The organism is Flavobacterium sp. FlaQc-28 (assembly GCF_044007415.1).
GTDB lineage: Bacteria > Bacteroidota > Bacteroidia > Flavobacteriales > Flavobacteriaceae > Flavobacterium.
Genome location: NZ_JBIPCM010000011.1, coordinates 154,995 through 176,490 on the forward strand (window position 1 = coordinate 154,995; position 21,496 = coordinate 176,490).

21 protein-coding genes and 1 tRNA gene are annotated in these 21,496 nt (G+C 31.8%); 7 read left to right on the forward strand and 15 right to left on the reverse strand.

What is annotated here, in order from left to right:
- Positions 1-5 precede the first annotated feature (5 nt).
- Both ACHRVL_RS22035 and ACHRVL_RS22040 read left to right on the forward strand, forming a co-directional pair.
- Positions 6-752 (forward strand): ABC transporter permease, encoded by a 747-nt coding sequence (locus ACHRVL_RS22035; RefSeq protein WP_055091648.1) that lies wholly within the window; start codon positions 6-8, stop codon positions 750-752.
- Positions 752-1,513: an ABC transporter ATP-binding protein gene (locus tag ACHRVL_RS22040; protein ID WP_089055364.1), complete on the forward strand. Its 762-nt coding sequence runs from the start codon at positions 752-754 to the stop codon at positions 1,511-1,513. Before ACHRVL_RS22035 ends, ACHRVL_RS22040 begins: the two co-directional genes overlap by 1 nt.
- A gap of 86 nt (positions 1,514-1,599) precedes the next feature.
- Here ACHRVL_RS22040 and ACHRVL_RS22045 read toward each other — a convergent pair whose 3' ends face one another.
- The 5 genes from ACHRVL_RS22045 to ACHRVL_RS22065 all read right to left on the reverse strand — a co-directional run bounded on the left by ACHRVL_RS22045 (position 1,600) and on the right by ACHRVL_RS22065 (position 6,021).
- A complete protein-coding gene (locus tag ACHRVL_RS22045; protein WP_089055365.1) occupies positions 1,600-2,196 on the reverse strand; it encodes a SprT-like domain-containing protein in 597 nt (198 codons plus the stop codon).
- A 76-nt stretch (positions 2,197-2,272) separates the two neighbouring features.
- Complete coding sequence (locus ACHRVL_RS22050) at positions 2,273-2,950, reverse strand: SDR family NAD(P)-dependent oxidoreductase (protein ID WP_395415419.1); 678 nt, start codon at positions 2,948-2,950, stop codon at positions 2,273-2,275.
- A 35-nt stretch (positions 2,951-2,985) separates the two neighbouring features.
- Positions 2,986-3,963 (reverse strand): M20/M25/M40 family metallo-hydrolase, encoded by a 978-nt coding sequence (locus ACHRVL_RS22055; RefSeq protein ID WP_395415420.1) that lies wholly within the window; start codon positions 3,961-3,963, stop codon positions 2,986-2,988.
- A 140-nt stretch (positions 3,964-4,103) separates the two neighbouring features.
- Entirely contained in the window at positions 4,104-4,781 is a 678-nt protein-coding gene (locus ACHRVL_RS22060; protein ID WP_395415421.1) for a Crp/Fnr family transcriptional regulator, read from the reverse strand.
- Positions 4,782-4,878: 97 nt separating this feature from the next.
- Positions 4,879-6,021, reverse strand: coding sequence for an acyl-CoA dehydrogenase (locus ACHRVL_RS22065; protein ID WP_129025187.1), 1,143 nt, complete (start codon positions 6,019-6,021; stop codon positions 4,879-4,881).
- 469 nt (positions 6,022-6,490) lie between these two features.
- Here ACHRVL_RS22065 and ACHRVL_RS22070 point away from each other — a divergent pair, with 469 nt between their 5' ends.
- From ACHRVL_RS22070 to ACHRVL_RS22080, 3 genes are all read left to right on the forward strand, one after another.
- Positions 6,491-7,066 carry a chalcone isomerase family protein gene (locus ACHRVL_RS22070; protein WP_089055376.1) on the forward strand — a complete coding sequence of 192 codons (576 nt, stop codon included), beginning with the start codon at positions 6,491-6,493 and terminating at the stop codon, positions 7,064-7,066.
- A 142-nt stretch (positions 7,067-7,208) separates the two neighbouring features.
- Positions 7,209-8,435: a Glu/Leu/Phe/Val dehydrogenase dimerization domain-containing protein gene (locus ACHRVL_RS22075; RefSeq protein WP_395415422.1), complete on the forward strand. Its 1,227-nt coding sequence runs from the start codon at positions 7,209-7,211 to the stop codon at positions 8,433-8,435.
- A gap of 363 nt (positions 8,436-8,798) precedes the next feature.
- A complete protein-coding gene (locus ACHRVL_RS22080) occupies positions 8,799-9,701 on the forward strand; it encodes an energy transducer TonB (RefSeq protein ID WP_395415423.1) in 903 nt (300 codons plus the stop codon).
- A 206-nt stretch (positions 9,702-9,907) separates the two neighbouring features.
- Here ACHRVL_RS22080 and ACHRVL_RS22085 read toward each other — a convergent pair whose 3' ends face one another.
- Positions 9,908-10,303 (reverse strand): biopolymer transporter ExbD, encoded by a 396-nt coding sequence (locus ACHRVL_RS22085; protein WP_089055379.1) that lies wholly within the window; start codon positions 10,301-10,303, stop codon positions 9,908-9,910.
- A gap of 3 nt (positions 10,304-10,306) precedes the next feature.
- A complete protein-coding gene (locus ACHRVL_RS22090; RefSeq protein ID WP_089055380.1) occupies positions 10,307-10,999 on the reverse strand; it encodes a MotA/TolQ/ExbB proton channel family protein in 693 nt (230 codons plus the stop codon).
- Positions 11,000-11,130: 131 nt separating this feature from the next.
- On the opposite strand from ACHRVL_RS22090, the gene ACHRVL_RS22095 reads away from it, so the two are divergent.
- Positions 11,131-12,357 (forward strand): bifunctional folylpolyglutamate synthase/dihydrofolate synthase, encoded by a 1,227-nt coding sequence (locus ACHRVL_RS22095; protein ID WP_395415424.1) that lies wholly within the window; start codon positions 11,131-11,133, stop codon positions 12,355-12,357.
- A gap of 178 nt (positions 12,358-12,535) precedes the next feature.
- A tRNA-Val gene (locus tag ACHRVL_RS22100) sits at positions 12,536-12,613 on the forward strand.
- 75 nt (positions 12,614-12,688) lie between these two features.
- Here the strand turns inward: ACHRVL_RS22100 and ACHRVL_RS22105 are convergent.
- The 8 genes from ACHRVL_RS22105 to ACHRVL_RS22140 all read right to left on the reverse strand — a co-directional run bounded on the left by ACHRVL_RS22105 (position 12,689) and on the right by ACHRVL_RS22140 (position 21,458).
- Positions 12,689-13,048 (reverse strand): MerR family transcriptional regulator, encoded by a 360-nt coding sequence (locus ACHRVL_RS22105; RefSeq protein WP_089055402.1) that lies wholly within the window; start codon positions 13,046-13,048, stop codon positions 12,689-12,691.
- Positions 13,049-13,316: 268 nt separating this feature from the next.
- Positions 13,317-14,102, reverse strand: a complete 786-nt coding sequence (locus ACHRVL_RS22110; protein WP_395415425.1) for a TlpA family protein disulfide reductase — start codon at positions 14,100-14,102, stop codon at positions 13,317-13,319.
- A gap of 163 nt (positions 14,103-14,265) precedes the next feature.
- A complete protein-coding gene (locus ACHRVL_RS22115) occupies positions 14,266-15,735 on the reverse strand; it encodes a serine hydrolase domain-containing protein (protein WP_395415426.1) in 1,470 nt (489 codons plus the stop codon).
- A 442-nt stretch (positions 15,736-16,177) separates the two neighbouring features.
- On the reverse strand, positions 16,178-17,263 hold the full coding sequence (locus tag ACHRVL_RS22120; protein WP_395415427.1) for a serine hydrolase domain-containing protein: 1,086 nt from the start codon (positions 17,261-17,263) through the stop codon (positions 16,178-16,180).
- 133 nt (positions 17,264-17,396) lie between these two features.
- Complete coding sequence (locus ACHRVL_RS22125) at positions 17,397-18,536, reverse strand: helix-turn-helix domain-containing protein (protein ID WP_395415428.1); 1,140 nt, start codon at positions 18,534-18,536, stop codon at positions 17,397-17,399.
- Positions 18,537-18,795: 259 nt separating this feature from the next.
- Positions 18,796-20,166 (reverse strand): hypothetical protein, encoded by a 1,371-nt coding sequence (locus tag ACHRVL_RS22130; RefSeq protein ID WP_395415429.1) that lies wholly within the window; start codon positions 20,164-20,166, stop codon positions 18,796-18,798.
- A 95-nt stretch (positions 20,167-20,261) separates the two neighbouring features.
- Positions 20,262-20,825, reverse strand: a complete 564-nt coding sequence (locus tag ACHRVL_RS22135) for a DUF4256 domain-containing protein (protein ID WP_395415430.1) — start codon at positions 20,823-20,825, stop codon at positions 20,262-20,264.
- A 39-nt stretch (positions 20,826-20,864) separates the two neighbouring features.
- Complete coding sequence (locus ACHRVL_RS22140) at positions 20,865-21,458, reverse strand: YdeI family protein (RefSeq protein WP_395415431.1); 594 nt, start codon at positions 21,456-21,458, stop codon at positions 20,865-20,867.
- Positions 21,459-21,496 lie beyond the last annotated feature (38 nt).

Below are 21,496 nucleotides of genomic sequence, written 5' to 3' on the forward strand. Positions count from 1 at the left end.
AACTTATGATGCTAATTCGTTATATATCTCAAATAGGAAGATATTTTTTAATGCTGAAAGAAATTTTTAATAAACAGACCAAATGGCCTGTTATGAAAAAATTAATTTTCAAAGAAATCGATGATTTAATAATAGACTCTCTAGGTATCGTTTGCTTTATCTCATTTTTTATCGGTGGAGTTGTTGCCATTCAAACGGCATTGAACTTAACTAATCCTTTAATTCCAAAATATTTAATTGGTTTTGCAACTCGTCAATCTGTGATTTTGGAGTTTGCGCCAACTTTTATCTCGGTAATTATGGCCGGAAAAATGGGGTCTTACATTACTTCAAGTATTGGAACAATGCGTGTTACAGAACAAATTGATGCGTTAGAAGTTATGGGAGTTAATTCATTAAACTATCTAGTTTTTCCAAAAATAGTAGCTTTATTAATGTACCCTTTTGTAATTGGAATTAGTATGTTTTTAGGAATTTTTGGCGGATGGCTTGCTTGCGCATATGGCGGTTTTTCAACAAGTCAAGACTTTATTCAAGGGGCTCAAATGGAATTTATTCCGTTTCATATTACATATGCTTTTATTAAAACTTTAATTTTTGCAATGCTATTGGCTACAATTCCATCTTTTCACGGATATTATATGAAAGGCGGCGCATTAGAAGTTGGTAAAGCAAGTACAGTATCATTTGTTTGGACATCTGTTTGTATTATTCTTTTTAATTATATATTAACTCAATTATTATTAGGATAATGATCGAAGTAAAAAACATAGAAAAATCATTTGGTGATAGTAAAGTTTTAAAAGGCGTTTCGACGGTTTTTGAAACTGGAAAGACAAACTTGATTATCGGACAAAGTGGTTCTGGAAAAACTGTTTTATTAAAAACTTTACTAGGAATTCATACACCAGATTCAGGCGCAATTGAGTTTGATGGACGTGTTTATTCTGAATTAAATCCAGATGAAAAAAGGGAACTAAGAACTGAAATTGGAATGGTTTTTCAAGGAAGCGCCTTATTTGACTCGATGACTGTTGAGGAAAACGTTGCTTTCCCTCTAAAAATGTTCACCAACAATAACAAAGCGCAAATCCAAGAACGTGTTGATTTTGTTTTAGAAAGAGTAAACTTAGTCGATGCTCATAAAAAATTACCTTCTGAGATTTCTGGAGGAATGCAGAAACGTGTAGCTATTGCTCGTGCGATCGTAAATAATCCAAAATATTTGTTTTGTGATGAACCCAATTCAGGTTTAGATCCAAATACCTCAACTTTGATTGATAATTTGATTAAGGAAATTACGGAGGAGTATAATATTACGACTGTAATTAATACGCACGACATGAACTCGGTAATGGAAATTGGCGAGAATATTGTTTTCTTAAAAAAAGGATTAAAAGCGTGGCAGGGAACTAAAGAAGAGATTTTTAGAACAGACAATAAAGATATTGTCAAATTTGTTTACTCTTCTAACCTGTTTAAAAAAGTAAGAGAAGCTTATTTAAAAGGCTAAAAAAGCTTTACAATATCAAAATATAAAATCCCAAATTCCTAGCTGTTTAAAATTGGAATTTGGGATTTCTCTTTTTATTTAAATTATTAATCTATCAGCTCTACTTCTGCATTTGGATTAAAAAGATAAGTCTTTCCAGAGCTTATTTCTATACATTCAAATCGTTTGGTTCTAACAGCAAGTTTCTTAAAGATTTTACCATTTTTTATTCGAAAAACGCTTCCGTACGGGATTTCGAAAACATAATTTTTATCACTTGCAGAATCATATTGCTTTAAAGCCAAAGACAAAGTAGTATCTGTATCACTGCTTGCTGACGGATTTTTAAAATGTCTGGCTAATAACGGCAGTAATTGGCTTGGAAATATTTCTGGTCTTATAAATGGAACCATCGTTCTTTGAAAGGTGTATTTCCATTCGTTGCCGTGTGGTTTTATATTTCTTCCAAATTTTTCGAATGCGACCAAATGCGAAATCTCATGAATTAAGGTAATCAAAAACCTGTATTTATTTAAACTTGCATTAACCGTGATTTCGTGTTTGCCACTAGGTCCGCGCCTGTAATCTCCATGCCTCGTTTGACGTTCATTTACAATTTTCAAATGAACCTGATTGGATACAATCAAATCAAAAACAGGCTTTACAGCGTGCTCTGGAATATATTTTGCTAAAGTTTCGCTCAATTTAGGTTAAATGTTATTTGTTAAACGTCAAAAGTTCATTTCTATTTGAATCTGGAATTTAACTATTGAAATTTTCTTATGGATTAGTTGATGAAACCTCCAATACCTTTCCGTTAAAATACTTATTTCCGTTGAGTGTAAAATCATAAATGTATGTCGCCATTCCTTCGGCAGAAATTGGCGCTTGATACCCTGGAAAAGCTTCATTGAGCATTTCTGTTTGAACAGAACCTAAAGCCAGCACATTAAATGAAATACCGTGTTCTTTATATTCTTCAGCCAGCAATTCGCTTAAAGTAATTACAGCTCCTTTACTAGAACTATACGCTGCCAAACCAGCAAACTTAAGACTTCCTCTCACTCCGCCAATTGAACTGATGGTTACAACATGGCTTCCTTTTTGCAAATAAGGCAGACAAACTCTTGTAAGGTTTGCAACTGCAAAAACATTTACTTTATAAATACTTTCAAAATCGGCTTGAGTAGTTTCTGCAAAAGGCTTCAATAATAAAGCTCCTGCGTTATGAACTAAGGCATCGACTTTTTTCCATGTCGAAGAAATAAAATGCTCTACTTCCTGCAAAGCAGTTTCATCTGCTAAGTCGATTGATAAGCAAGTTACATTTTGATGTTCTAAAAGTGTTTTTGGTATTTTTCTAGAAATAGCTAAAACCTGATTTCCAGCATTTGCAAACTGCAAAGCCAGTTCATAACCAATTCCTCTACTCGTTCCTGTAACAATAATATTTTTCATAAAGCAAAAATAAACAAATACAATAGAAAGAAAGACTATTTATTCATTGTAATTTCTTCAGTTGGAGTAACTGCAATTTTTGTAACAGCAGGCAAAAACTCTTGAATAAATGAAGTAATATGAGGAATATCCATTACTTTGAACTCATCAGAAACGTGGTGATAAAACTCAAAATTTTCAAAATCAAAAGTACTTATAGATTGGCATGGTTTCTTGAAAGCTTCATAAAACGAGTAGTTATCTGATCTATAGAATAATTCGTATTCCGCTTCTTTTGGCAGGAATCCAATTGTTTTTTTACCAGTATATTGATTGATTTTCTCCGCCATATTCGATTTATCAAAACCGGTAACATAAGCCAAATAATCACGTTTCATAGGAACTCCAATCATTTCTATATTTAATTGTGTATAAAGATTAAAATTTTGCTTCTTCAGTTTTTGAACTAAACTTTTTGAACCCAGCAATCCTTTTTCTTCTCCGGCAAAAAACACAATTAAAATGCTTCGTTTATTTGATTTTGTTTCTGCAAAATATTTAGCCATTTGCGCGACAGCAGTTACACCAGAAGCATCATCGTTTGCGCCATTATTTATAACATCTGCTTGTTGTTTTTTCTCTATTCCAATATGATCGTAATGCGCACTTAGAACAACATATTCATTTTTTAAAGTTGGATCTGTTCCTTCAAGAACGCCGACAATATTAAAAGCTGGAGATTTAAAATTTGTTAATGTATCTCGGTATGTTTTAAAATAAGGTTTAACATTGTTCTTCTTTAAGAAATCCTCTAAAAAAACAGCTGCTTTTTCGATTCCTTTTGTCCCAGTTTCACGTCCTTCCAGTTCATCTGAAGAAAGATATTCTAAAAAATTCGAAACTTCATTTTGATTGACTTTATAGGTAACTTCAATAGGTTTAGAAGTTGACTTTGATTTTTTTTCGCTTACTGCAGTAGGGTTTGTTTTACAGGCAAAAAAAACAAATGGCAAAAGAAAGTAGAGTTTTTTCATAAATGATGATTTAGATTTTTATAAACAGCTGGTTAAAATACATTTTTGTTTCTGCAATATAATACTATTTTAACTTTTTTCTATTGCAATCTACTAGCTATTACTTTAATTGAATAAGCAATAAAAAAGGTTTTAAACAATTATATTTTAGAGATATCCTGAATAACAATTTCTTTTCTGTTATAATTCAATAAATTATTAGATTCCATTTCATTCAATAATTGTGTGGCCGTCTGTCTAGAAGTACAAATGATTTGTGCAATATCATTTTGTGTCAGATAATTTTCGATCGTAACAACATTCCCGTTTTTACTGCCTTCTTGTTCTGCCCAGTTTTTTAGAAACTGATACAATCTTGTTTTAGCATCTTTAGAAATTAAATTGGCGTAGCTGTTTTTTATTCGTTTCATTTTCAAGCCTACGAATTTTGTATACGAAAGTGCCAGCGTGGGATTTTTAAGTAATAAATCCTCAAAGTCAGACATTAAAAAACTGCAAATCGTCACATCGTCTGAAAGGACTTTTGCATATTCTTCATTTTTATTATCTGTTTCTAAAGTCAATTCACCAAACAAATCCCCTTTCTGGATAATATCTTTTATCGTTTCATTGCCTTCATCATCAACTGCAACAATTTTAATATTGCCTTTTTTAAGTAAAAATATACGCGGCAGATCTGAAGTCGAGAAATAGATAATTTCGCCTTTTGATGCTTTTTTAAAACCAGTAATAATGCACAACTGTTTGATTTGAGCATAACTCAAAGTTCGAAACAGTTTATGATCTCGCAAATACCAATACTTTAAATCTTCGTACATAAAAAACTTTCTTTTAGTAAAGATAACCAATTAAAAAAAGAAAACCCTTTCAGACCAAAAAGCCTGAAAGGGTTTTACTGAAAATATTATAAAGCTATTATCCTGCGATAACTGATCTTGAAATTACAATTTTCTGAATTTCAGAAGTTCCTTCATAAATTTGAGTAATTTTTGCATCACGCATAAAACGTTCGACATGGTATTCTTTTACATAACCATTTCCACCGTGAATTTGAACAGCTTCAACCGCAGTATCCATTGCAACCTGTGAAGCAAATAATTTTGCCATTGCACCGCTTACATCATAGTTTTTATGTTGGTCTTTATCCCAAGCCGCTTTCATACATAAATGACGTGCAGCTTCGATATTAACTGCCATATCTGCTAATTTGAAAGCAATTGCCTGATGATTGCAAATTTCTGTTCCAAAAGCTTTACGCTCTTTAGAATATTTTAAAGCTAATTCGTAAGCTCCAGAAGCAATACCTAATGCTTGAGAAGCAATACCAATACGTCCTCCTGCAAGTGTTTTCATTGCAAATTTAAATCCGAAACCATCTTCTCCAATTCTATTTTCTTTTGGAACTTTTACATCACTAAACATTAAAGAGTGTGTATCTGAACCTCGAATTCCCATTTTTTGTTCTTTTGGTCCAATTGAGAAACCTGGCATATCTTTAGTCATAATCAAAGCATTTATTCCTTTGTGCTTTAATTCTGGGTGCGTTTGAGCAATAACTAAATATACAGATGCCGTATTTCCGTTTGTAATCCAGTTTTTTGTTCCGTTTACCAAATAATGGTCTCCCATATCAACAGCTGTAGTTTTTTGCGAAGTTGCATCACTTCCTGCTTCTGGTTCACTTAAACAAAAAGCACCATGAATTTGACCTGAAGCCAAACCCGGCAAATATTTTTGTTTTTGTTCTTCTGTTCCAAATTCTTGTAATCCCCAGCAAACTAAAGAATTATTTACCGACATTACTACAGAAGCTGAAGCATCAACTTTCGAAATTTCTTCCATTGCAAGTACGTACGAAATCGCATCAAGTCCGCTTCCGCCATATTTAGGATCAACCATCATTCCCATGAATCCAAGTTCACCCATTTTCTTAACTTGTTCAGTTGGAAAAATTTGTTTTTCATCACGTTCAATAACTCCTGGTAACAATTCATTCTGAGCGAAATCTCTTGCTGCTTGCTGAATCATTAAATGTTCTTCGGTAAGATTAAAATCCATAGTTTTTTTAATTATTGTTTTTTTACCATCAAATGACAATGCACTGTGGCTGGTTTGTTTTTTTGTTTTTCTTGAAGTCCTTTTTTACACAAAAAGGCTTTCAAAGATAAATTTTAAATGTGAAATTTACAATGCGCGCATATAAAATTGAGAGATCGGCAATATTTACGATAACGTTTTCGTTAATATTTAGCTTTTTCGACCAAGTAACAATAATCATGCAGCTTTTTTTCTAAATTTTAAGATTAAAAATGCATATAAAAAATAAGAGAATTTAAATTCTAAGCACAATTCTTACTCTAAAAAAGACCTATTACTTATAAAACACGCAAATCCACGTAAAATTAGTCCTACTAATTTGATTTCTAAAACAATACGCAAAAAATATCAGAAAAAAAGATCTTAATAGAACGTAAAATTTTGACAAATTAACATTATTTTTGCTCAAAAAATATATAATTGATAGAATATGAAAAAGATTTTACTATTGCTTACACTCCTTTTAAGTCTGCAATTTTCTACAGTTTCGGCACAAACTCAATTAGAAGTAAATGGTGTTACTGTTCCAAGAAAAATAGAATTTCAAAGCAAATCCTTGCAGCTTAATGGTGCCGGCGGAAGATCAAAAATGTGGTTGGAAGTTTATGTGCAGGCTTTGTACTTATCGCAATTAAGCCAAGATCCGCAATTTATTATTGATAGTGATACTGAAATGGCTATTAGAATTGAAATTACCTCTTCGATGGTTTCTTCTAATAAATTAACAAAAGCAATGAATACTGGATTCGAAAAATCTGCTGGAAGTAATCTTGAGCAGTTACGTCCTCGAATTGAGCAGTTTAAAACATACTTAAGTGATGCTATTACAGAGAAAGATGTATTCATTTTATTTTATAATCCGCTTGACCAAACTATCAATGTTTATAAAAACGAAGTTTTAAAAGGAAAAATTCAAGGATTTGATTTCAAAAAAGCACTATTTGGCATTTGGCTTTCAGACAAGCCGGTTGACGAAACTTTAAAAAAGCATCTATTAGGAATATAATTCTTAATTCTTTACCATATTCGAAAGCCGAAAACCTTATAGTTTTCGGCTTTCTTTTTTGTTTTAATAAATTTGAAGCAAAATACATTATTCGCATTATTCTATTTTATACTTTTACGCAAACTAAACATATCTCAACAAAATGAAAGATTTATTACAGCAATTTGAAAATAAAGCACCTGAAATTGTTTTTAACTGGAAAGATTCTGAAACAGAAGCTGAAGGATGGACCGTGATTAACTCACTGCGAGGCGGAGCTGCCGGCGGAGGAACTAGAATGAGAAAAGACTTAGACATGAACGAAGTTTTATCATTGGCAAAAACAATGGAGGTTAAATTCTCTGTTTCTGGTCCAGCAATTGGAGGTGCAAAATCTGGAATAAACTTTGATCCAAATGACCCTCGCAAAAAGGGAGTTTTACAACGTTGGTATAAAGCAGTTTCTCCATTATTAAAAAGTTATTATGGAACTGGAGGCGATTTAAATGTTGATGAAATTCATGAAGTGATTCCAATGACAGAAGAATGTGGTGTTTGGCATCCGCAAGAAGGCGTTTTCAATGGTCATTTTAAACCAACAGAAGCAGATAAAATTAATAGAATCGGGCAATTACGTCAAGGCGTTATTAAGGTTATCGAAAATCCAAAATTCTCGCCAGACGTAACTAGAAAATATACTGTTGCGGATATGATTACTGGTTTTGGCGTTGCTGAAGCTGTTCGTCATTTTTATGCAACTTATGGAGGAGAAATAAAAGGTAAAAAAGCAATTGTACAAGGTTTTGGAAATGTTGGTTCTGCAGCTGCTTTTTATTTAGCCGAAATGGGTGCTAAAGTAATTGGAATTATTGATCGCGATGGCGGACTAATCAAAGAAGATGGTTTTTCTTTTGAAGAAATCAGAACTTTGTTTTTAAATAAAGACGGAAACAAATTAGTTGCCGATAATATGATTCCGTTTGAGGAAATCAACTCTAAAATCTGGACAATAGGCGCTGAAATTTTTACACCTTGCGCCGCTTCAAGATTAGTTACTCAAAATCAAATTGACAATTTAATTGCAAACGGATTAGAAGTAATCTCTTGCGGGGCGAATGTTCCTTTTGCCGACAAAGAAATTTTCTTCGGATCGATTATGGAAGAAGTGGATCATAAAGTAAGTTTAATTCCAGACTTTATATCAAACTGTGGTATGGCAAGAGTGTTTGCTTATTTCATGGAGAAAAAAGTTCAAATGACAGATGAGGCTATCTTTAACGACACTTCTGAAACTATAAAAAATGCGATTGTAAAAGCTCACGCTTTAAATTCATCAAAAACAAATATTAGTGCAACGGCTTTTGAAATTGCATTGAAACAATTGGTGTAATTAATTTTATACTTTATTTATAAGCGGGCTAAATTAGTTTTTAGCTCGTTTTTTATTTAGATATAACCATAAAGTTCGCAAAGTTTTCTCTCATTTTATGTCATTTCGACGAAGGAGAAATCACACTAGAAGCTCGACAAAGATTGGAGATTCTGTTGTATTTTTACGAGTGTGATTTCTCCTTTGTCGAAATGACAAACAGTACGGTTTTAAACAATGTTTAAAAAATATTTATATTCCGTTGATAAAACCTTAGCTCCCGATCGCTATCGGGATTGCATTTAAATTCTCTCTTTCATTCTAAACAATTTTTACTACTTTTAAACGTTTTTAAAATTATACATTTCAAAATTCAGAATTAAAATGAGTTTCACTATTTCTTCAGATCAAAAGAAATCCTTACTCTTCACGACAGCTATATATGCGGTAATTTTAATATTACTGTTTTTCATACGTTTTTGGCCTCCATACAATCCAGATAATAACGTTGCTCTTGCCAGCGGCGGAGGTGGCGGAGGTGTAACTGTTAACTTTGGCGACAGCGATTTAGGCTCTGGCGCTAATTACAAAAGTGAAGTTCTTGAGGTAAAAAATAACGTAAAACAGGCTCCTGCAAAAGCGGCTCCTGATGAAGCTATTATGACTCAAGAAAACACAGCAGCTGATGAAACTGATGTTGTAATACCAACAAAAGAGAAACCTAAAAAAAATACTCCTGTTGTAAAGCCTGAGGCAAAACCAGCGCCTGAAAAACCAAAAGTTTCAAATTCTACAAATGATGCTTTATCAAGTATTTTGAAAGGATCAAACAAAGGCGGCGACGGTGATGATAAAGTTGCAGGAAACAAAGGAAAAGCAGGTGGAAGTTTGAGTTCTAATGGATATTACGGAACTGGAGGTTCTGGCGGAGGAACTGGAGGCGGTAACGGAACTGGAAACGGTATAGGAACCGGAAGTGGTTACGGAGCAGGAAGCGGCGGTGGTTCTGGCGGCGGATCAGGTTATTCTCTTGGAAACAGAAAAGCCTTATCTAAACCTGCACCAAAATACACTTGTAATGAAGAAGGCAAAGTTGTTGTTGAAGTAAGTGTTGATCAAAATGGTAAAACAATAAGCGCAACTGCAGGAATTAAAGGCACAACGAATACAGCGAAATGTTTACTTGATCAAGCACGAATTGCAGCAATAAATACCAAATGGGAATCTGATAATGATGCACCTGTAAAGCAGGTTGGAAAAATCATTTATAATTTCAATTTGAATTAAAACTCGAATTGCACTAATTTACACGAATAACTTTTATATAAAAAAGGCTTTCTGAAATCACCAGAAAGCCTTTTTTTTTGTCTAGTTTGTCATTTCGACGAAGGAGAAATCACACTAGAAACTCAACAAAGATTGGAGATTCTGTTGTATATTTACTAGTGTGATTTCTCCCTTTCAGTCGAAATGACAAAACTGCTTATAACATTCTACTTCGGACTTGTAGCAATTACAAACTTCAAATTGTTCTTTACTCCTATTTGCAAAACATCAACTAAATCTTGAACCTGCAAATTAAAAGGGATACGAACTACAACAGTTTGCTCCTTGTCTGCTCCTATTTTTGTCATTAAACTTGTTTCTAGATTTTCAAAGTCTACGGGTTCTTTGTCGATGTAGAACTTTTTATCTTCGGTAACGGATAAACTTATTAATTGTTTATTTGTTTTTTCATTTGCCTTGGCTTTTGGCAAAGTCATCTTGATAACATTAGGGTTTGCAAGTGTTGAAATGATTAAGAAAAACAACAGCAGGAAAAACATAATATCACTCAGCGATGAAGTGGCAACCTCAGCATGAAATCTTCTTTTTCTCTTAATAGACATACCTTATGCTCTTTGAATTATGTTTACAAATTCTAATATTTGTTTTTGAATTTTTAAGGCAAAATCATCAATTTTTCCATTCAATAAATGATAAGCACTATAGGCAATAATTCCAACAATTAATCCTGATCCCGAACTGATCATTTTTTCGTATAAACCTCCAGAAATGTTTCCAATACTAATGTTTTCAGTTACTGAGATGCTGTAGAAAATTTTAATAACTCCCGAAATTGTTCCAATAAACCCAAGTGTCGGCGCAATACCTGCAATAAGTCCAAGGTGACCTAAACGGCGCTCCATTTCACCAATTTCAATATCGGCAGCACGATCCATATTTGATTCTATTTCGGCAATTGGTCTTCCAATAACCAGAACTCCCTCTTTCAAAATGTTTCCTGCAGCGGTATTACTTCTTTCTACAATTGTTCTAGCCAATTCGATATTTCCTGCATTCAATTTATCACCAACATCCTGCATTAATCGGCTATCAATTTTTGAAGCTTTACTGATATACATATAACGCTCAAAAATGATGTAAATAGTATAAAATAATAAAAGCGCGATTGGAATTAGGAAGAAACCTCCTTTTAAGATAAAACCTAAAACAGAAATTTCGGTATTTGGAGCAATTTTTTCGATAACTACGTTAGATGCGTTTGCAATGGTATCTGTTTGTAATTGAATGAGGCTAAACATATTTTAATTCTTGTTTTTAATAATTAATTCTAAAAAATATTTCAATTTTGCACTAAAGATAATTTTCATTGTAATATTAAACTAAAAAAAACGAAAATTATTTCAATCACCAACTATTTTATCCAAATAAAATGAACTATCAAGAGACTACAAACTGGATGTTTAATCAATTACCAATGTATCAGCTTCAAGGTGCTTCGGCATACAAAGAAGATCTCACAAACATCAAATTACTGGCAGCGCATCTTGGTAATCCCGAAACGCAGTTAAAGTGTATACATGTTGCTGGAACAAACGGAAAGGGGTCAACATCGCATATGCTGGCTTCGGTTTTGCATGAAGCTGGATATAATGTTGGTTTGTATACTTCGCCGCATTTAAAAGATTTTAGAGAACGTATTAAAATTAACGGTCGAGAAATTTCAGAAAATTTTGTGTGTGAGTTTATCGAAAAGCATAAAAGTTTCTTTGAAGCCAATGATATGAGTTTCTTCGAAATGTCTGTTGGTTTAGCTTTTGACTATTTTGCATCCGAAAAAGTTGACATTGCTATTATTGAAGTCGGTCTGGGCGGAAGACTTGATGCAACTAATATTATTACTCCTTTAGTTTCTGTAATTACAAATATAGGTTTAGATCACACTCAGTTTTTAGGAAATACACTTGAGGCAATTGCTGGTGAAAAAGCTGGCATTATAAAAACAAATGTTCCTGTTGTCGTTGGTGAATATACTGTTGAAACACAGCCGGTTTTTTTAGCTAAAGCCGAAGAAAAAAAAGCACCTATTTACTTTGCGTCTGATTTAATCAGCGAAGTATTTCCGTCTGACTTAATTGGAGATTATCAGTTTCACAATAAAAAAACGGTACAGCAGACTATTAAAATTATAAATGAAACTACTGATTTTAAAGTTTCAGATGAAAGTATAAAATCTGGTTTGTTGAATGTGGTCAAAAATACGGCATTGCAAGGAAGATGGCAGCAGCTTGGCGAGAATCCAAAAATTATTTGCGACACGGCACATAACAAACATGGATTAACGGTTGTAATGAACCAGATTAAAAAAGAAACCTTTGAAAATTTACATATTGTTCTAGGCGTTGTAAATGATAAAGATCTAGATTCTATTTTACCGCTTTTTCCTCAAAATGCACATTATTATTTCTGCAGTCCAAATTCTTCAAGAGGATTGAGTACCGAAATTTTGCAGAACGAAGCAAAAAAGCATAAATTAATTGGAGAAAAATACGATTCTGTTGAAAGCGCTTTCGCGGAAGCGAAGAATAATGCTTCGAAAAATGATTTTATTTACGTTGGCGGAAGCACTTTTGTTGTTGCCGAACTGCCTTTGGGTTAAAATATACTTTTGATCTACCAAAAACTTTAAAAAAATCATTTTAATAACAAATTCATAAACAGACAGATATAAATTATTTTAAAAAAAGTTTTATTTTTTCTTCAAAATCCTTTGCAGAACTCGAAAACTAGCGTATATTTGCACTCGCAATCACAAACGATAGCAACCTAGTAAAATAGGGCGATTAGCTCAGCTGGTTCAGAGCACCTCGTTTACACCGAGGGGGTCGGGGGTTCGAACCCCTCATCGCCCACCAAGAAACTCCTTAAGAAATTAAGGAGTTTTTTTTTTTTTGATATACTTTCACAATTTGCTTATCAATATTTCACCATCAATCATTACTTTGCAATTTCTCACATACTTTTTCAAGAAGCTTTTTAGTCTGTTTGAAATATTTCATTTTATCATCAATCTCTTTTATTTTAGACTGAAAAAGTTCAAGTGTTTCAGGTTTCGAATCAGTGCTTTCAAACCAAGTGGTTAGTATTTTTTTTATTTCTGCTAATGTAAAGCCGACTTCTCTTGCTTCTATGATGATTTCTAAACGCTCAACAACATTATCGTCGTAATTTTTGTAATTATTAGATTTTACTTCTTCATTAGTCAATCCCTTGATCATTCCGAGATTTTCATAATATCGAATAGTATGAATTGATAGTCCAGTTTTTTTTGATAATTCGTTTATAAGCATAGCTTTATTTTTTTTAAATAAAAAACAATAAAGTATAGAGTATAGTCTATACTTTATTGTTGTAAATATACTAATTATTTTTGCTTTCCAAAGTTTTTAAAATACAAAAAAATAAGTCATAAATCAATTTTACTACGTGAGAACACAGATGTGTAGTATACAATAATTACAAAATATTGTTCAAAAAAAACCTCCTTAAAAAATTAAGGAGGTTTTTTAAATTTTCATTTCCCTAAAACTCAATTTGTTTTAAGAGGAATCAAAAAAATTATTTTGCCAGCAGTTTTTTAATTTCGGCAGCAATGTTATCTAAATTGTCGGGAGTATTTCCTGTTGACATAAATCTTAAAACCCCATCTTGATCTAATAAAAAGTTTTTCGGGATTGAACCTTTTGCAAACTCATTCCATATTTTCCCATTTGAATCAATTCCATAATTAAAATCGATTCCATCTTTTCTTAGTTTAGTTACTTTTTTCGAAACAACTTCTTGAGATTCTCCACTTGAAATTGCTAAAAATACAAAATCAGTGTTTTTATTGGGCTCAATAATTTTTGATGGTATATCATAAAACTCCATTAAACAAGGCGCACACCAAGTTGCCCAAAAATTCACAAGAACTACTTTTCCTTTTAAATCAGAAAGTTTTACTTCTTTACCGTCTATTAATTTTAAGGTAAAGTCCTTTGCTTTCTCATTTAGTTTTAAAATGTACTCGTCTTCTTTTACCAATTTTTGGCTTTTTTCAGACTGAGCGGCAGTTTTTTTATCGTTCTCAATTTTTTCTTGCTCGCTGAAAATCTCAATCAAAATTATAAACTCTTTATCTCCTATTTTATCTCCAAACTTTTTGACCAGCTCATTTCTTTCGCTTTCAGAAACTCCTTTAACCATAGATTTAACATAACCATCGGCACCGTATTTCTCAACATCTGCCATTGTACCAATCTCATTGTTGATTATCAATACATATTCGGGCTTTTTTGTCACTTTATCCTGCCCGTAAAAAGATTGAGTAATTATTATAAAAACAAAGAAGAATAGTTTTTTCATATTTTGATTGGTAGCTAGGATTATTATTGTTTTTTATAAACAGCAAACACATAGTCCTGAAGCTTCAAGACTATGTGTTTAAAAATTACTTTTGGCTAATATAAGAAATATCTTCGTTCGTAATAATTTAAAATTCAAGCTGATAAACAATATCTCGAAACGACTATTTCCCTGTATTAGTTAATTCAACTTTAGCGCTAAGATTATCTCTTGTTAAGGTTACAGAACTTACTTTTCCATCGCTGAAACCAAATTTCAACAAGTTTGGATAATCAATAATTCTAAAATATCCATTTTTAAGATATACCAACTCATTATCATTTTTTCCTTTAAAATGATCCAATAACATTGATTCAACATAAAGACGATTGTTTTTTTCTACAATTTTTGTTTCTACACCTTGCGCGTAAAGGAAATCATCATAAGTCCCAACTAGTTTTTCTTTTAAACCTGATGGCATTTCCTGAACCTCTTCGTTAGATGTCTTTTTATCCCAGCCCATTACTCTTAAAAGTGTTCTTTGAGTATTTCCCATTACAGGAAAACGATTCTTTTTTTCGCCATTGGTTAAAAATGTAAAGCCATTTCCATCTGTCATCGTTGCAAAAACACTTCCTCCAACTCCTGTATTTGAACCGTTACACATAAACCAATCATAATTATTGTAACCAAAGGATTTTTGCCATCCGTAACTCCATCCGCCAACAGCATCTTTTAAAGCAGTTACTTCTGTTACTTTTTGAGCAACATTATAAGAAATCACTTTGTTGTTTTTATTGCGCAAAGCATTTTGCATCTCAAGAGCAATTATAGCTAAATCGGTTGGTGTAGACCACATTCCTGACGGCCCAACTTGCGGTGTAATTGGCAAACCTGTTCTAATAACCTTTTCATTTTCATCGTGCACAAGCGCTACATTTGTTGGAAACCCTTTTTCATTAGGCTGAATCATTGTAGTATTTTTTAATCCAAGAGGCTTGAAAATATATGTTGCAGCAAGTTCACTGATCGGTTTTTTAAAAGTATCTTCTAAAGCCATTTGAACAATTACATAACCGCCGCCACTGTAAGCCCAATCTGTTCCTGGTGCAAACAAAAATTCAATTTCTTTATCATATCTTGGAATTTTTCCTAAAAGACTTTCTTTTATTGTTGGAATTGTATCGCCTTCATAGTGATCTGCAAATCCGCTTTGACTTGTGCCAGCGGTATGATTTAGAAATTGTTTCCATGTTGGTCTATTATTTTCGATAAACTTACTTTTTGGTAAATGCCAACGTTTTAAATAACCATCAATTGGATCGTCCAACTTAATTAAACCTTTTTCTTCAAGAATAAAACAAAGAAGCGCTGTAATTGGTTTTGAAATTGAAGCTGTAGAAAAAGCAGTGTTTTGATCTATTTTTTCTTTTGAATCTATCGATTTTACACCAAATTGGTTTGAGTACACAATCTTGTAGTTTTCGAAAACAACAAGACTAAATCCCGCAAGTTTATATTTTTCTAATTGTGGATCAATATTTAAACTGTCTGTTAGAAAACTATAATCTTTACTTTTTGCAATTGCTTTTTTGTTTGTTTGAGCACTTGCGACTGTTACTATAAGAAGTAATAAATAAATAATGTTTTTCATGGTATCGTGATTTTTAAGGTTAGAAATTTATTTCGGTACAAAGATGTGGGAGAAATTAAACCTATGCGACCGAATAAAACTATTCGAACGCATTTGTCAACAATAATAAGTACGAGTAATTACAAAGCCTTAAAAAACAACACATTGAAACAACAAACAAATACACTTTTGATAGATCCTTTTTTTTATTCGAACTAAAAAAACCTGCAGTTTATAAAAATTCGAACCCAAATATTATTTACACAACAGATAAAATTGTTTGAATTATGCTAAACCGAAAAGATAGAACCAAGAAAGGAAAATACAATTTATTCTACTTTCCTATTTACTTATAAGTACATCCGATAAAGCAAAAGATAATTGGAATACGGATTTATCAAAACATAAAAAACTCCTTAATTTCTTAAGGAGTTTTTGCGTTGTGTTTTAAAGATTATGTCTGTTACAAATTTGTATTATTAGGTTTCATATCTTTCAAGATTGCGTCATAAATATTATTCAAAAGAGTTTGTCTCATTTTTGAGTTTCTATAATCTAACAGTATTATGATTCCCCAATTTTTAGCTCTGTCATAACATATTATTGAAGATTGTCCCATTGAGTCTCCTGATTTCATATAAAGTGTGTTTTTATCATCTGTCATAATACTTACACCCAATCCTAATTCTCTCTTTTGATCTTTATAAAATATTTTTTCAGTAACAATAGCTGCTTTACCTACTTTAGTTTCTTTGTTTAAAACAGCTTTTAAATAGGTAACCATATCAGAAGCATTCGATTTTACTAATCCTGCAGGAGCAGTAATGTTCCAATTAAAAAACTCTTGAATACCTCCGTCTGGATTGTGAGCAACTGTACGGTTTTTAACATTGAAATCCTTAGTTAAAGTATTGGTCATTTTTAATGGTTTTATCATTTTGCTTGTGATAATTTCATCGTAACTTTTATTATATACTTTCTCTAATATCTGTCCAAGCAAAGTATATCCAATTGTAGAATAGCGATATTTACCATAATCTTTTAATTCAGAACAGTTATTTACAATTGCAGCCAATGACTCTTTAGTTACACTACTCACAGGCTGCTGTGGATTTAGCTCAATTAATTTTCCAAAGTCAATATCTGGCAGACCTGATTGATGAGAAGCTAAATCTGAAATTCTAATTTTATTTTTAAGATTACTTTGCAGTACATATTCTTTTGGAAGATAGCTGTCTATATAATCTTCCAATTTCAATTTTTTCTCAATAGCGGCTTGTGCTATTAAATTTGAAGTTAAAATTTTAGTAATTGATGCTATTTCAAATATGGAGTTCTTGTCAATTTTAGTTTGACTCTCTGCATTCAAATTTCCGTATGCGGTATAATATTCTTCATTGTTCAGAACAAAGCCTACACTAATACCTACATTGGGATTTTTTTGGTGATTATCTTTTATTATCGAATCTATTCTTTGAGAAATTCCTTGTCCAAAAGAAAAGTTAGTTACTAATAAAAGTGCTGCTAAAAGTTTTACTGAAGTTTTCATCGTATCGTATTTTTATGGTTATAAATTTATTTCGATACAAACTTGCGAAAGAAACTTATGAGACGCGACCGAATAAAACTACTCGTACGCATTTGTTTAAAAAAACGCGTACGAATAATTACAAAACCATGAATTACAACGCCTTGCGAAAATCAGTAGGAGTAAAACCGGTATGCTTTTTAAAAGCAGTATTGAAAGAAGATTTTGAATTAAACCCCACTTCGTACAAAATTTCTAAAATGGTTACTTTACTTTTTGCAACATCTTTTAAAATATTCTTTGCATTTTCGATACGATAGGCATTAATAAAATCATAAAAATGCTGTTCTAATTTATGATTAATTAAAAGCGATAAATCTCGTACCGGAATTTGAGTATCATTTGAAACATCTTGTATTGTCAAAGAAGGATTAAGAAACGGCTTTTCTTCATTCATATACTGCTGCAATTTCAATAACTCTTCACTATATACTTTTTCAGTTACTACTGTAGCTGTATTAATTTTTTCTTCAGAAACAATATCTTTTACCAATTTTAATTTTGAATCAATATTCCTGAATAAATCTGGATTATTTAAAGCTTTAAATAAATACCAGCAAATAATAAAAGGCTGCATTACCATAATTCCAGCTTTTATCCATTCGGAGATATCTGGATATTCAGAAAACTTAAAAATATTTTTTACAATAGCAACTACATACAAGATTGAAAGAAGGGTTGCAAACTGAAATAACCAATTATAGGAATTAATATGGGTGCCGGCATTATTTTCGAGATACAGTTTTTTGGCTCTTTTTAATAACATAAAAATGGCCGCAAAATAAACAATGATCTGAACATGAATTAAAACATGAATAAACTGCAATTCGATCATGCTTTTACGATTTATTATAAAATCCAATTTAGAAGCATCATCTACAGCATAGAAGCGTGGCACCAAAACAGCATTTACAATTAAAAACGGAATTGCATGCATCAGATATTTGGGCTTTAGTTTAAAATCAGAATAAGAAACTGATAATACATATAAGTAAAAAACCGGGATTTGAAGAAAAGCAATTGAAGATCTGAATATTCCCAAATTTGAAGGTCTGTCGAACATTAATCCGAACAAAGGCTCACTTGAGTCGATTGCATTTATTAATAGAAAAACAGCAAAAAGAATATTGCTTGTTTTGTCTTTTGTTTTAACTGTGAGCAGAAAAAATATTAGCAATAATGAAATGAACAAAGTAATTATGGTTGCAACAATTAATAAATTAATCTTATCCATTTTTGTTTTTTAGTGGTATTATTGTTTATAATTATAACCTGCTTATTTAGATCTGCCTCCAAAAGTTAGTACATTTTTCTGACTGTACTTCAATGATAAGCTTGCTCTTTTTCAAAGCGAATATATGAAATATTTTCACTTTTTATCATTTCCTTTTTCTTGAAAAAGAAATAATTTCTTACTGTTATATTATTCTTTTTTCTTAAAATCAAGCAAAAAAAACAAAACTCTGAAATCCTGCGTTTTACACTCTTTACTACTATTTTACTGATTTAAAAAGAGTTTCAAGCGTAGATTTTTTCTGATTCACTAGTATCAATTGACTTTTATCGTTTAAGAAAATCATATTTATAAACTCCTTGTCTGGATTAAATTTGTATTTTTTTAACTCTGCAAAATTTCTTTGCACCAACTTTAACTTCTCGGTACTATTTTTCGAAACAATTATAACCTTAGTAAGCGGTGTTTTTTTCATTTTGTCAATACTTGCTTCTGTTAATTCAGAATCAAATTCGGTTCTTGAACGATAACGAAACATTTTTCTTATTGCATTTACGTCTTCTTCATTTTCAGAAATTACATATCTATAAGCCATAATATTATCAAGCTCATTTATCCAATTCGGGAAGTTAGTCTCATACTGCTTGATATAATTATCTATAAAACTTCTGTCAATTCCTTTCTTCTCATTAATGTATTCTGTAACCAATGGATAAATTTGTTTTGCCATAAGGCTGATATATTTTCTATTATACCAATCTCCATCATCAATTTTCCCGTCTAATTGTTCATAAACATATCCATTTCCTAATGCCGTTGCCAAAACTTCATTCATCAGCTGATAAGCATAATTACTGCACTTTGATTTATTTTCTTTAAAGTAAGAATCTATATTTTTTTTTACTTCGAGCGATTCTTCGTCATAAATGATATGATACGTTTCGTGCAGCATAACACTAAATAAATCTTTGTATGAATCTAAATCAGTCTGCACGGCACTAATAAAGTTATTGCAAAACGCCTGCGCAGTAAATCCTTTAGAGTTAGGCAGCGGATAAAAAGCTATTTCAAATGGAATTGAAGTGTCCCAGCTGGAATTATAAAATGTAAGCCCGGTTTGAAAATACTTTTCCATGTCATGTTCATTCGAATATTTTGTAATTTCTACAATTTGTTTTTCGAATTTCTCTTTGTTTGGATTATAAATCAGCTCGTTGTAAATAGGTGTAAACTCTGAAATACTTTCTGCCAAATCATTCAATGTTTTATTAGGAATGAAACCGATAGAACGTATTTTGAAATCTTTTAAATTATCAGTTTCAATCAAGTTCTTTTTCAGTATATCTTCTGTCTGCATCGACTTTTTTAAACCATAAGGATAATCCTCAAATGGAAAACTATAGTAAATATTTAAAAGGTCAAATTTTGAAGCTATACTTTTGTATTTCTCCGTATAATATTTTGATTTTTGAAATTCTGTTTTAAAAACATTCTCTGGAGAATTCTCAGAAAGATTTTGTAAAAAAACAAAAACAGCCAATTGTTCTGAATATTTAATTTTAAAAACTGCCTTTTGACCAAATGCTAAAGTTGTCAAAAGTAAAAACAAGAGCCAAAGTTTATTTTTCATACAATTCTATTAGGGTTTAAAATAATTTGTGGAATTATGTATTAAATTCTATTTGTTAAAAATCAAGCTAAAGAGTTTACTCAAAATACATCTTTTTAAATCCTTAATGAGCCTCGAAATCCTCTCGCAGCATAATACGAATCTGCTCCGTTATGATATACAAAAACGGTATTATAACGAAAATCTGAAAAAACAGCGCCGCCAAGTTTTCTAATATCCGCAGGCGTTTTGATCCAGCTTGAAGTTTTAGTATCAAACTTACCCAGTTTTTGCAGCTCTTTATATTCTTGTTCATTCAAAATTTGAATTCCCATTTCATCTGCCATATTTATGGCACTGTCTTTAGGTTTGTGTTCTTTTCTTTTTTCAAGTGCTTCATGATCGTAACAAATACTTCGACGTCCTTTTGGGCTTTCTGGCGAACAGTCATAAAAAACATATTCGCCCGTTTTCGAATCATAACCTACAACATCCGGCTCACCTTCTGTCCTTTCCATTTCATCAAGCGACCATAATTTCTCTGGATTTGCTTTTAGTTTTGCTTCGACATTACTCCAATCAATACCTTGATGTCTATTCAAATTTTTCAAAAAACGAGTTTCCAAAACCTTAAGCAGTTCTTCGGTTCCTTCTGGCGATAGTTTATTAACAGTATTCATGATCTTGTATTTTTTGTTTTGAAAATTCCCTTAAATAAATTAATCTTTCAGTCCTTTCCCTTCTAAAATCTGAGGAATATTTTTCTCGACTCTCGATTCTCTGGTTTTAGATTGTTTGGGCTGTGAGAAATGCAATAAATAGGCTCTTTGTCTTCCTGGTGTTAAGGCTTGAAATGCTTTTTTTAGATTAGGCATTTCATCTAACTTCTTTTGAAATTCTGCCGAAACCTCAAAATCGGTTGTCTCTTTCAATTCGACTTTCAAACCCGCTTTTTCAATTTCGATTGCCTGATAAATGTAGGTTTTCAAAATCGTCTTTTGATCAATTATTTCTTTAAGATTCGTAAATCTAATTTGACGCGCTGCCTGTACATTCTCAGATTGCTGAATTAAAATACCATTAGTATCTTTTAATAAAGCGCCTTTAAAAAACAAAAAAGCACAATACTCTTTAAACTCATGTATTAAAACAATATTGCTTTTTCCTAAAGTATAACAGGCAGTTCCCCACTTTAATTCTTCTGTAAGCTGACAATCGAGCGCAATTTCTCTCAGTAGTTCCAATTCCTTTTGCCACTTTTCGACTTTATCAAAATAAAAATCAACTTTAGGATTCTCGTTGCCTTTTGTCATGAAATTTCACTTTAGATTAGTACCGTTTTGTGCTATAT